We start from the raw sequence: 11,428 nt of genomic DNA, 5'->3' as shown, positions 1-11,428 counted from the left end.
CGAGCACCCGGCGAGCCGCCCGCACCCGGTGAGCGGGTGCGGGCGGCCCGCGGGATGAGGCCGCCTACCGGTTGGTGAACGCCCGGGTGGCGGACTTCTTGGCACCCCCTCCGTTGATCACGAACTGCGACCCGGGCTCGATCAGGATGTTCCCGTCGCGCGAGTCGCTGATCGTCACGTCCGTGAGCGTCGCGCTGCCGCGCGCGCCGCCCATGGCGAGGATGCCGGAGCCGTTGTTGGACTTGGAGATCGTCACGTCGGAGATCTTCACGTCCGGCATGGCGCCGCCGCCCGTCTTGAACTGGATGCCGTCGTACGTCGAGTCATGGATGTCGGTGTCGCGGATCGTGACACCGGGGATGGACGGACCCTGCGCGAACAGCGTGATGGCGCCGAACTCCTGGTCCTCGTTCCAGAACGCGCCGCCGGTGCGGTAGAGCCCGTTGTTCGCGATCAGCGTCTGCCCGGTGAAGGGGATCGGGTCGTGGTCGGTCGCGAGCATGATGCCGGGGTAGTTCATGGTGTCGTACACGAGATTGTTCTCGATCTTGTTGCCGTAACCGCCGTACACCGCAATGCCGTTGGCGCGCCAGGGCAGCTGCACGGTGTTGTTGCGGAAGGCGTTGTCGTGGCCGACGTCCACCGCCGTGTCCTTGACGTACTTGCTGGCCCACACCGCGAGGGCGTCGTCACCGGTGTTGCGGAAGGAGGAGTTGAAGACGGTGGAATTCCGCGTGCCGTTGGTGAAGTTGACGCCGTCCGCGTACGTGTTGCGGATGCGCATCCCGTTGAATTCGAGCGCGTCGCCGGGCCCCCACAGCTCCGGGATGTTGCTGTAGTCGCGCCCGACCCAGGCCCCCACGTTGGCATGCTCGATCCACACGTCATTGATCTTCGTGTTCTTGCCGAATCGCCCGTTCAGACCCACACCCCCCTCCGCGTTGCCGTCGCCGCCGCGGATCGCGCCCGAGCCGAAGATGGCGATGCCGGAGATCTTGGTGTTGTCGTCGATGTCGAAGCCGAAGTTGCCCTCGTGCGGATGGTTGATGCCGCCCGCCTCGTGCGGCGGGGTCAGCGTGTAGAGCTGGGAGTGCCACATGCCGGCGCCGCGGATCGTGACGTCACGGATGCCCACCTGGTTGAACTGCCCGCGGTTCAGCGGGTCGTCGGTGAGGATCTTCTGCTCCTGGCGCCACTGTCCGGCCGGGATCCACACGCACGCGATGTCGCCGTTCTGGTCGGCGGTCACGGCCCGCTGGATCGCGGCCGTGTCGTCGATGCCGTCGTTCGGGACGGCTCCGTACGTGGCGATCGATGTGCACTCGGCGGGCTTGCTCGCCGCGGGTGCCACCTGCTCCAGATCGATCAGGTCGACGATGTAGAACGCGGCGTCGTCACCGGCGTCGCGCTGCAGCTTGAACTTGGTGCCCTGCGGATACGTCTGCGTGAGCAGCGCGTGCGACTCGTCGAAGAGCCGCCGCGCGTCGCCGCCCGGGGTGTTGGTCAGACCCTCGGGCTGGTCGGTGTTGCCGTACAGCCAGCTGTGCTTGGAGGACAGGTTCAGCTTCTGCACGAACTTGCCGTCCGCGTAGAGGCTGAGGGTCTTGTCCTGGCCGCCGCCGCCCGGCGCGTCGGGGATGGAGTTGCGTACGACGATGGAGTTGGCGGCACTGGTGGAGCTGAACTCCACATATTGACCGGTGGAGTTGAGCCGAACGGACTTCCGCCCCGAGGACTCGGTGGCGTAATTGGTGTGCCCGAAGGTGCGCACGGCGTCGGCTTCGAGCAAGGTGCCCTCGTACTTGGCGTCCTCCGCCTCGTACTCGACGTACGGCACGGCGGCCCCGCGCCCGACCACGATGGAGCGCGCGAAGACGTTGTTGTTCTCGTTGGTCTCGGCGACCGTGTTCGTGGCGTCGGCGGTGGCAGTGAGTGTGGCGCCGCCGCTGGCAGCGGTCCAGTCGCCGCCGATGGCGACCGTGGCCGTCTCACCGGCGGCGATGGCCGGAGTGGCGCCGTTGAGGGTGGTGCCGCCCACGGTCAGCCGGGTCACGGACCCGGCGCTCACGCCGGTGGTGCCGCGGTTGTGGACCTTGGCGGTGAAGGTGACCTTCGCGCCCACGGCGGGGTTCGCCGGGTTCGATGTGATGCCGGTGATCTCGAGGTCGGGCCCAGGACTCTGACCGACAGTCAACTTATCCGTGGCAGTACGGCTGTTGTTCTCATCATCCTGCTCGTCGATGGTGTCGCTGGGGTCGACGACCGCGGAGACGGTGTAACTCCCTTGCGCCCGCTTGCCGATGCCGACCTTGACGGTGGCGGACTCGTCGGCACCGAGCGCGGGCACGGGGGCGGTGCCCGCGACCGTGCCGCCGAGGCTGACGTTCACGGTGGTGGCGCCCGCGGCGGCGCTGCCGGTGTTGCGCACCGTGGCGTTGACGCCGATCTCATCGCTCTCGGAGGGCTTGGCGGGATCCCAGGTGAGGTTCGAGACGGTCAGATCGGGATGGGGCGCCGGGGTCCCCATCACCTGGAACTCGGCGGCCTGGGCCCCGTATCCGGAGCTGTTGCTGAAGACCTTCAACTGGACGTCGGCGTACCGCCCCGTGACGGGGATGGTCACGGAGTTCCGGTCACCCCCGGAGGGATTGAAGGTGTAATCGGCGCGCGCCTTGAGCGACTTGAACCCTCCGGCGGCCTGCTCACGCCCGAGCACCTCGATGCTCTGCGTACGCGTCGACCAGGCGGCGTCGGGATTGAGCTTGACGACGACGGACGCGAGATCGGCGTTGGCGCCGAGCTTCACGGTGAGCGTGGAGGGGTGACCGCTCGACTCCCAGTAGGTGCTGGTGCTGTTGTCGTTGGCGTTCGGGGCGAAGTAGTTCTGCGTCGACGAGGACGCCTCGATGGGCTTGCTGAGGGCGAGGTTCACGGGCTCGGCGGCGGGTTTGGCGACGGGCTCGGGCTTGGCCGCGGGCCGCGCGGCGGCCGATCCGACACCGGCGGGCACAAGCCCGAGGGCTATCAGACCGGCACTGAGCGCGCCGGTGATCAGCCGCCGCCGGCTGCGTTGCTTCCATCTCATGGCGTCCTCTGTTCCACGGGGGGCGGTGCCGTGACACGCCTAGCCGACGCGTCACGGGGAGGAGCGGGGCATCATGCGGAATTTGCTGAGTCCAGTCGATTTCTTGCATCGACCGCAGCACAGATTTACCGCACACCCCAGGAATGTCAACGCTTCGCACACGGCACGCAACTCGGCTCTCTGCCAAGGCAGTTCAGCCCTCACGCCCACCCCTGAAGCAACTGAGCTGAACAGCAAGGTGGCACACCTCAGCAACAGGCCCCTGCCCAGCTGCCCACCCCAGCAAATTTATTGCTCGATTTCATCGAGATCTTGCGAGAGAGCCGACTGACCGCAGGCACGCAGAAGGGGCCGGACTCCACCGGAGCCCGGCCCCTCATGACCGACGCGCGCCCGGTGATTCACCGGGCGCGCGTCGGGGAGACGGCTACACGTTGAACCGGAACTCCACCACGTCCCCGTCCTGCATCACATACTCCTTGCCCTCCATGCGCGCCTTGCCCGCCGCGCGGGCGTCGGCGACCGAGCCCGTTTCGACCAGGTCCGCGAAGGAGATGACCTCGGCCTTGATGAAGCCCTTCTGGAAGTCGGTGTGGATCACACCGGCCGCCTCGGGGGCCGTCGCGCCCTGGGGGATCGTCCAGGCTCGGGACTCCTTGGGGCCTGCCGTCAGGTACGTCTGGAGGCCGAGCGTGCGGAAGCCGACGTGGGCGAGGGTGGCCAGGCCGGGCTCTTCCTGGCCCACCGACTGGAGGAGTTCGAGGGCCTCGTCCTCCTCCAGCTCCACGAGCTCCGACTCCAGCTTGGCGTTGAGGAAGATCGCCTCGGCGGGGGCGACCAGGGCGCTCTGGGCGGCCTTGAAGTCGTCGTCCGTCAGCTCGTCCTCGTCCACGTTGAAGACGTAGAGGAAGGGCTTGGTCGTGAGGAGGTGGAGGTCGTGGAGCAGCTCCTCCTTGCCGGAGCCCTGGACGATGCCCGCCGAGAAGAGCGTGTCGCCCTTCTCCAGGATCGCCTGGGCCTCCTCCACCGCCTTCACCTTCGGGGCGATGTCCTTCTTGATCCGCGACTCCTTCTGGAGGCGCGGCAGGACCTTCTCGATGGTCTGGAGGTCGGCGAGGATCAGCTCGGTGTTGATCGTCTCGATGTCGTCCTTGGGCGAGACCTTGCCGTCCACGTGCACGACGTTCTCGTCCTTGAAGGCGCGGATGACCTGGCAGATCGCGTCCGACTCGCGGATGTTCGCGAGGAACTTGTTGCCCAGGCCCTCGCCCTCGCTCGCGCCGCGCACGATGCCCGCGATGTCGACGAAGTCGACCGTCGCCGGGAGGATCTTCTGCGAGGAGAAGATCTCGGCCAGTTTCGTGAGGCGGGTGTCGGGGACGCCCACCACGCCGACGTTCGGCTCGATCGTCGCGAACGGGTAGTTGGCCGCAAGGACGTCGTTCTTGGTCAGGGCGTTGAACAGGGTCGACTTGCCGACATTGGGCAGACCGACGATTCCGATCGTGAGCGACACGTTGCGACTTCCCGTACGTGGAGGCTGTGGGTGGACGGCCCGGAGGGCCGGAGCGACCGTAGGGCGATCCCCCAGTCTACGGCGTGCGTGCCCCGCCCTCGTCGGCGTACCGCTCTCGTATCGAACGCATGGCCAAGGTCGGCCAAAGGGCGTGTCCCAGGCAGGATTATCGGTACGGCTCGACCTAGGTTGGTCCGGTGGAGCAACACAGGACGCGTCCCCCTCAGCCTCCGGCCCGACCGCGACGCACCGCGCCCCTGCCCCCGCAGGGCAGGCCCGCCGATTCGGCGGCGGTCTACCGCGCCGCGTCCCGTCCCCGCCGCCCCCTCCCGCCCTTCGTCCGCAAGCTGCGCGCGCTGCCGCTCTACCGCACGCTGCGCGGCATGCCGAACCCCCGGCTCACCGGGCTCGGCAGCGGGCTCTTCTGTTCCGCGACGATGTTCCTGCTGGCCTGTCTGCTGTGGCTGCTCTTCGGCAGTTCGGTCGTCGCGTACGGCGTGCTCTTCGTGCCCGTGTGCGCGCTGACCGCGTTCTGGGTGCGGCCCGCCGACCTGGTGACGGCGCCGGTGGCCGTGCCGATCGCCTTCGCCGTCGGCCTCGTGCCGATCTCCGGGGGCAACGGAAACTTCGGCGGGCACTTCATGGGGCTCATCACGTCGCTCGCACTGCATGCGGGCTGGCTGTACGGCGGGACGCTCGTCGCCGGGCTGATCGTGACCGGGCGCCGGATCAAGCTCATGGGGCAGCGGCGGCGGGCGCGGCAGGCCGCCGTCGCCGCCGCCGGGCCGCGGGGAGCCAAGCAGCGGCGCGTTCCCACCGCCTGAGGCACGTCAGACACGTAAGGAACGTAAGGAACGTAAGACACGTGAGGCGCCTCGCGCGCTCTCGCGCGGAGTGCCTACGCCTTGCCCGCCGCCGCCATCGCCGCGCCCACGATCCCCGCGTTGTTCTGCAGCTCCGCGGGGACCAGCTCGGCCTTGATGCCCTTGATCAGCGGCAGGAACTTGTGGGACTTGCGGCTCACGCCGCCGCCGATGATGAAGAGCTCGGGCGAGAAGAGCATCTCCACGTGCGCCAGATACTTCTGGACGCGATGCGCCCAGTGCTCCCAGGTGAGGTCCTCGTCCTCCTTGGCCTTGGACGAGGCGCGCTTCTCCGCGTCGTGTCCGTGCAGCTCCAGGTGGCCGAGTTCCGTGTTCGGGACGAGGCGGCCGCCGGTGAAGAGGGCGCTGCCGATGCCGGTGCCCAGGGTGAGCAGGATGACCGTGCCCTTGCGGTCGCGTCCCGCGCCGAAGTGCATCTCGGCCACGCCCGCCGCGTCCGCGTCGTTCAGGACGGTGACGGGGGCGCCGCCGCCGAGCCGGTCCGCGACCAGGCTCTGGATGTCCGTGCCGATCCAGCTCTTGTCCACGTTGGCCGCCGTGCGCGCCGTGCCGTCGGTGATCACACCGGGGAACGTGGCGCCGACCGGGCCCGTCCAGCCGAAGTGCTCGACGACCTCGCGCACCTTGTCGGCCACGCCGTCGGGCGTGGCCGGATGCGGGGTGAGCACCTTGTGCCGCTCTTGTGCCAGGTCTCCGCGGTCCAGGTCAACGGGAGCGCCCTTGATCCCTGATCCGCCGATGTCCACACCGAAGATCTGCATGAGACCGACGATACGGCCAGACACCGACAGTCACTCCCCGAAAGGGGTCACTCGGTGCCTGGCACACGCGTCACTTCTGTGACGCCACACGCGTCACTTCCGCGACAGCGCCGCGGCTCACTTCTGTGACAGCTCCGCGGCCTCGGCGCGCAGGTCGCGGCGGAGCTCCTTCGGCAGCGAGAAGGTGATCGACTCGTCGGCCGTCTTCACCGTCTCCACGTCGCCGTAGCCCCGCTCGGCCAGCCACTCGATGACGCCGTCCACCAGGACGTCCGGCACGGAGGCGCCCGAGGTGAGGCCGACCGTGGTCACGCCCTCCAGCCAGGCCTCGTCGATCTCGTCGGCGCCGTCGACCAGGTGCGAGGCGGGGGCGCCCGCGTCGAGGGCGACCTCGACCATGCGGATCGAGTTCGAGGAGTTCTTGGAGCCGACGACGATGACGAGCTCGGCGTCCTCCGCCAGCTTCTTCACCGCGATCTGGCGGTTCTGCGTGGCGTAGCAGATGTCGTCGCTCGGAGGGGAGATGAGGTTCGGGAACTTCCCCTTGAGGGCGTCGACCGTCTCCATGGTCTCGTCGACCGAGAGCGTGGTCTGGGAGAGCCAGACGACCCTGTCCGGGTCACGGACCTCTACGTTCGCGACGTCCTCGGGACCGTCGACCAGGGTGATGTGGTCGGGCGCCTCACCGGACGTACCGATGACCTCCTCGTGGCCCTCGTGGCCGATCAGGAGGATGTCGAAGTCGTCCTTGGCGAAGCGGACGGCTTCCTTGTGGACCTTGGTGACCAGGGGGCACGTCGCGTCGATCGTCGCCAGTTTCCGCTCGGCGGCCTCCGCGTGGACCGTGGGCGCCACTCCGTGCGCGGAGAACATGACGATGGAGCCCTCGGGAACCTCCGCCGTCTGGTCGACGAAGATGGCTCCCTTCTTCTCCAGGGTCTGCACCACGTACTTGTTGTGGACGATCTCGTGGCGGACATAGATCGGGGCCCCGTACTGCTCAAGGGCCTTCTCGACGGCGATCACGGCACGGTCCACACCCGCGCAATAGCCGCGGGGGGCGGCGAGCAGGACTCGGCGGGCAGGAGTCGAAGCAGTCATGCCCCCCATCGTAAGGCCGAGCCCAGCGCGTCAAAGATCGGCTTCTTGGGGAGACTGGAGGCCTGCGTTCACTTACGGAGGCTCGATGTCCGGTTACTCCGGCAACTCAGACACGACGGCCGGTGCCCATCCCGGCACAGCTGCCGAAGGCGACGGGCTGCGGCGATCACTCGGCTTCCGTGATCTTGTCGTCTACGGGTTGCTGTTCATCGCCCCGATGGCGCCGGTCGGAGTCTTCGGGACGCTCGACGCCAAGTCGCACGGCGCCGTGGCGCTCGTCTACATCATCGCCACGATCGCGATGGCGTTCACCGCGTTCAGCTACGCCCAGATGGTGAGGGTGGTCCCCCAGGCGGGCTCGGTCTTCGCCTACGCGCGCGTGGGGCTCGGCAACGGCCCCGGGTTCATCGCCGGGTGGATGGCGATGCTCGACTATCTCCTCATCCCGGCCGTCGCCTATCTCTTCTCCGGGATCGCGATGGAGGCCCTGGTGCCCTCCGTGTCCCGGTGGGTGTGGACGGCGATCGCGGTCCTGGTGACGACCGCGCTGAACCTCTGGGGGGTGCGGGCGGCGGCGCGGGTCGGGTTCCTGGTGCTCGCGATGGAGATCGTGGTTCTTCTGGTCTTCGTGGTCTCGGCGATCGTCGTCCTGGTGCAGGACGGGGCGCAGCGTGACTGGCTCTCGCCGCTGAGCGGGGACGGCACGCAGGGGGCGTTCGCGCTGGGGGCCGTCGTGGGCGCGGTGTCGGTGGCGGTGCTCTCGTATCTGGGCTTCGACGCGATCGCCTCGTTCGCGGAGGAGGTGACGGGGGGCTCGGCGAAGGTGGCGCGGGCGGTGCTGTTCTGTCTGGCGCTGGCCGGTGTGCTGTTCATCGCCCAGACGTATCTGGTCGCTCTCCTCGAACCCATGTCGTCCGCGGAGCTCGCTGCCGATCCCGCCGCGCAGGGGTCCGCTTTCTACGATGCGGTCGACTCGGCGGTCGGGGACTGGCTCCACGACCTGGTGGCCGTCAGCAAGGCGATCGGTGCGGCGTTCGCCGCGCTTGCGGGGCAGGCCGCGGCGGGGCGGCTGCTGTACGCCATGGCTCGTGACCGGCGGCTGCCGGGGGCTCTGTCGAAGACCGATTCCGGGACGCCTCGCGTGGCGCTGCTGTGTGCGGCCGTGATCACGATGGTCGCGGCGGTGTGGGCGGCTCGGCGGGACGACGGGATGGATCACCTGGTCTCGGTGGTGAATGTCGGTGCGTTGACGGCGTTCGTGTTGCTCCACGCGAGCGTGGTGGGGTGGTTCGTCGTTCAGCGGCGAGGGGGTTCCGTCAGCTGGTGGCGGCATCTGCTCGTCCCCTTGCTGGGGGCTGCGATCACTGTTGCCGTGATCGTTGAGGCTGCGGGGTCCGCGCAGGTGGTGGGTGCGATCTGGCTTGCCGTGGGGCTTGTTGTGCTCTTCGGCCAGCGGGCTCGGCGTGGGGAGTCCTAGGCCGCCGCTTCGCGGCGGAAGTTTCCCGCCCGCCCACCCGTGACCCCGCATCAAGCCCTCGACGTAGGAGCGATGGCGGAACGGGTTGGGGGCAGGCGGGGGCGACCAGCCCTTGGCAAGGAGCGATCGCGGAACAGGCGGGTGGGCACGACCAATGCGGGACAGTCCACTGACCGATGCGGGGAGCCGGCCGCTGGCCGATGCCGGGGGGGGAGCAGTGCGCTGGCCGATGCCGGGGAGCGCAGTCCGCCGGCCGGTCGTGGGGCAGTTCGGCGCCCCGCGCCTCAGCGGGAGCCCTGCCGTGTCAGACCCTGCCGATACGCTCGGCGCATGGCTTTGAACACGTCCGCTGATGCCCCGCTGCCCGTCGGCGAGGTGTCGCGGCTCATCGGTGGGTGGATCGACCGGCTCGGTGCCGTGTGGGTCGAGGGGCAGATCACCCAGCTGTCCCGCAGGCCCGGCGCCGGTGTCGTATTCATGACGTTGCGCGATCCCTCGCACGACATCTCCGTCAGCGTCACCTGCTACCGCCAGGTGTTCGACGCCGTCGCGGACGTCGTCTCCGAGGGCGCCCGGGTCGTCGTCCACGCCAAGCCCGAGTGGTATGCGCCCCGGGGGCAGCTGTCCCTGCGGGCCGTCGAGATAAAGCCCGTCGGCGTGGGCGAACTGCTCGCGCGGATCGAGCAGTTGAAGAAGAGCCTCGCCGGGGAGGGGCTCTTCGCCGCCGACCGGAAGAAGGCGCTGCCCTTCCTGCCCCAGCTCATCGGGCTCGTCACCGGCCGCGCGTCCGCCGCCGAGCGGGATGTCCTGGAGAACGCCCGGCACCGCTGGCCGGCCGTCCGCTTCGAGGTGCGCAACGTCCCCGTCCAGGGCGTGCACGCCGTGCCGCAGGTCGTGCAGGCCGTGAAGGAGCTCGACGCGCTCGACGCCGTGGACGTGATCATCGTGGCGCGGGGCGGCGGCAGCGTGGAGGATCTGCTGCCGTTCTCGGACGAGCAGCTCGTGCGCGCCGTCGCCTCCTGCCGCACGCCCGTGGTCTCCGCGATCGGGCACGAGCCGGACAACCCCCTCCTCGACTACGTGGCCGACCTGCGCGCCTCCACCCCGACCGACGCCGCCAAGAAGGTCGTGCCGGACGTCGGAGAGGAGTACGAGCGCGTGCGCTGGCTGCGCGACCGGGCCCGGCGCTGCATGGACGCCTTCCTCGACCGCGAGGACCGCGGCCTGGCGCACGCGCTCGCCCGCCCCTCCATGGAGAATCCGCACCGCATGATCGAGGAGCGCGAGGAGCAGGTCTCTGCGCTCGTCGACCGCAGCCGCCGCACGCTCGGTCACCTCCTGGACCGCGCCGAGTCGGAGCTGACCCACACCCACGCACGCGTGGTGGGCCTCTCCCCCGCCGCGACGCTCCAGCGGGGGTACGCGGTGCTGCAGAAGGAGGACGGTGCCGTGGTGCGGGCCCCCGACGAGGTCACCGCGGGCGAGCAGTTGCGGGCCCGGGTCGCCGAGGGCGAGTTCACTGTACGAACCGACATTTAGGGTGGGGCACATGACCAGCAAGACGGACGAGGCCACGGGCCCGGCGGACGCACTCGGCTACGAGCAGGCGCGGGACGAGCTCATCGAGGTCGTACGCCGCCTGGAGACGGGCGGCACCACGCTCGAGGAGTCGCTCGCCCTGTGGGAGCGCGGCGAGGAGCTGGCCAAGGTGTGCCGCCGCTGGCTGGACGGCGCCCGCGCCCGCCTGGACGCGGCCCTGGCGGGGCCGGACGGGGACAGCGACGAAAACGGGGACGACGCCTGAGGCGGGAGCCTCACCTGGCGCCCTGTGAAGCGGATCACCAAGCGGCCGATTTGGTTGAAACTTAAACCGCAACGCCGTACGGTCGATCCCGCAAGCTGATCCATGCACGCACCACGCACACACGCACGCACCGAGAAGGTTGATCCATGTCTCTCGTCCTTGACCCCGCCGCACAGGACCTGCTCTTCCGCGAGGCCCGCACCGCGAACTCCTTCACCGATGAGCCGGTCACCGACGAGCAGGTGCAGGCGATCTACGACCTGGTCAAGTTCGGCCCGACCGCCTTCAACCTGTCGTCGCTGCGCATCACGCTGGTCCGCTCCCCCGAGGCCCGCGAGCGCCTGGTCCAGCACATGGCGGAGGGCAACCAGCCGAAGACGGCTTCCGCCCCGCTCGTCGCGATCCTCTCCGCGGACAACGAGTTCCACGAGGAGCTGCCGGCGCTGTTCCCGCACTTCCCGCAGGCCAAGGACGTCTTCTTCTCGGAGCGCCCCGCCCGCGAAGGCGCCGCGCACCTCAACGCCGCGCTGCAGTCCGCCTACTTCATCATCGGCGTGCGCGCCGCCGGCCTGGCGGCCGGTCCGATGACGGGCTTCGACGCCGCCGGCGTCCAGAAGGAGTTCCTGGACGGCGACCACACCCCGCTGATGGTCGTCAACATCGGCAAGCCCGCCGAGAACGCCTGGTTCCCGCGCTCCCCGCGCCTTGAGCTCGACCAGGTCATCGAGACCGTCTGAGACCGAGGCGGCGACAACCGCCCGCGAAGAGGGCCCCGGCGCTTGCCCGCCGGGGCCCTCTTC

9 protein-coding genes are annotated in these 11,428 nt (G+C 69.2%); 5 read left to right on the top strand and 4 right to left on the bottom strand.

Annotation, left to right across the window (positions count from 1 at the left end):
* Positions 1 to 64: 64 nt before the first annotated feature.
* Positions 65 to 3,085: a CARDB domain-containing protein gene (locus ABZ833_RS35420; RefSeq protein ID WP_361055732.1), complete on the bottom strand. Its 3,021-nt coding sequence runs from the start codon at positions 3,083 to 3,085 to the stop codon at positions 65 to 67.
* Between the two features lie 427 nt (positions 3,086 to 3,512).
* Positions 3,513 to 4,601: a redox-regulated ATPase YchF gene (ychF, locus tag ABZ833_RS35415; RefSeq protein ID WP_361055728.1), complete on the bottom strand. Its 1,089-nt coding sequence runs from the start codon at positions 4,599 to 4,601 to the stop codon at positions 3,513 to 3,515.
* A gap of 197 nt (positions 4,602 to 4,798) precedes the next feature.
* On the opposite strand from ychF, the gene ABZ833_RS35410 reads away from it, so the two are divergent.
* Positions 4,799 to 5,425: a DUF6542 domain-containing protein gene (locus ABZ833_RS35410; RefSeq protein WP_361055724.1), complete on the top strand. Its 627-nt coding sequence runs from the start codon at positions 4,799 to 4,801 to the stop codon at positions 5,423 to 5,425.
* 74 nt (positions 5,426 to 5,499) lie between these two features.
* Here ABZ833_RS35410 and ppgK read toward each other — a convergent pair whose 3' ends face one another.
* Together ppgK and ABZ833_RS35400 are read right to left on the bottom strand one after the other, a co-directional pair.
* Complete coding sequence (gene ppgK / locus ABZ833_RS35405; protein ID WP_361055721.1) at positions 5,500 to 6,246, bottom strand: polyphosphate--glucose phosphotransferase; 747 nt, start codon at positions 6,244 to 6,246, stop codon at positions 5,500 to 5,502.
* Between the two features lie 117 nt (positions 6,247 to 6,363).
* Positions 6,364 to 7,356 (bottom strand): 4-hydroxy-3-methylbut-2-enyl diphosphate reductase, encoded by a 993-nt coding sequence (locus ABZ833_RS35400; RefSeq protein WP_361055718.1) that lies wholly within the window; start codon positions 7,354 to 7,356, stop codon positions 6,364 to 6,366.
* 76 nt (positions 7,357 to 7,432) lie between these two features.
* Between ABZ833_RS35400 and ABZ833_RS35395 the strand changes: the two genes are divergently transcribed.
* The 4 genes from ABZ833_RS35395 (at position 7,433) to ABZ833_RS35380 (ending at position 11,365) form a co-directional block, all read left to right on the top strand.
* Positions 7,433 to 8,824 (top strand): APC family permease, encoded by a 1,392-nt coding sequence (locus ABZ833_RS35395; RefSeq protein WP_361055715.1) that lies wholly within the window; start codon positions 7,433 to 7,435, stop codon positions 8,822 to 8,824.
* A 330-nt stretch (positions 8,825 to 9,154) separates the two neighbouring features.
* Positions 9,155 to 10,363, top strand: a complete 1,209-nt coding sequence (xseA, locus tag ABZ833_RS35390; RefSeq protein ID WP_361055712.1) for an exodeoxyribonuclease VII large subunit — start codon at positions 9,155 to 9,157, stop codon at positions 10,361 to 10,363.
* Positions 10,364 to 10,373: 10 nt separating this feature from the next.
* Positions 10,374 to 10,628 carry an exodeoxyribonuclease VII small subunit gene (locus ABZ833_RS35385; RefSeq protein WP_361055709.1) on the top strand — a complete coding sequence of 85 codons (255 nt, stop codon included), beginning with the start codon at positions 10,374 to 10,376 and terminating at the stop codon, positions 10,626 to 10,628.
* 146 nt (positions 10,629 to 10,774) lie between these two features.
* Positions 10,775 to 11,365 carry a malonic semialdehyde reductase gene (locus tag ABZ833_RS35380; protein ID WP_361055706.1) on the top strand — a complete coding sequence of 197 codons (591 nt, stop codon included), beginning with the start codon at positions 10,775 to 10,777 and terminating at the stop codon, positions 11,363 to 11,365.
* The last annotated feature ends 63 nt before the right edge of the window (positions 11,366 to 11,428 follow it).

Source organism: Streptomyces sp. NPDC047525, assembly GCF_040643025.1.
Classification (GTDB): domain Bacteria; phylum Actinomycetota; class Actinomycetes; order Streptomycetales; family Streptomycetaceae; genus Streptomyces; species Streptomyces durmitorensis.
Note: the sequence above shows the minus strand (reverse complement) of the source record. Positions and strands in the feature narration are given on the sequence as shown.

Bases quoted from the DNA above. Each gene is read 5' to 3' on its own strand.
- ABZ833_RS35395 (WP_361055715.1), top strand. From the start codon at position 7,433: ATGTCCGGTTACTCCGGCAACTCAGACACGACGGCCGGTGCCCATCCC.
- xseA (WP_361055712.1), top strand. From the start codon at position 9,155: ATGGCTTTGAACACGTCCGCTGATGCCCCGCTGCCCGTCGGCGAGGTG.
- ABZ833_RS35385 (WP_361055709.1), top strand. From the start codon at position 10,374: ATGACCAGCAAGACGGACGAGGCCACGGGCCCGGCGGACGCACTCGGC.
- ABZ833_RS35380 (WP_361055706.1), top strand. From the start codon at position 10,775: ATGTCTCTCGTCCTTGACCCCGCCGCACAGGACCTGCTCTTCCGCGAG.
- ABZ833_RS35420 (WP_361055732.1), bottom strand. From the start codon at position 3,085: ATGAGATGGAAGCAACGCAGCCGGCGGCGGCTGATCACCGGCGCGCTC.
- ppgK (WP_361055721.1), bottom strand. From the start codon at position 6,246: ATGCAGATCTTCGGTGTGGACATCGGCGGATCAGGGATCAAGGGCGCT.
- ABZ833_RS35400 (WP_361055718.1), bottom strand. From the start codon at position 7,356: ATGGGGGGCATGACTGCTTCGACTCCTGCCCGCCGAGTCCTGCTCGCC.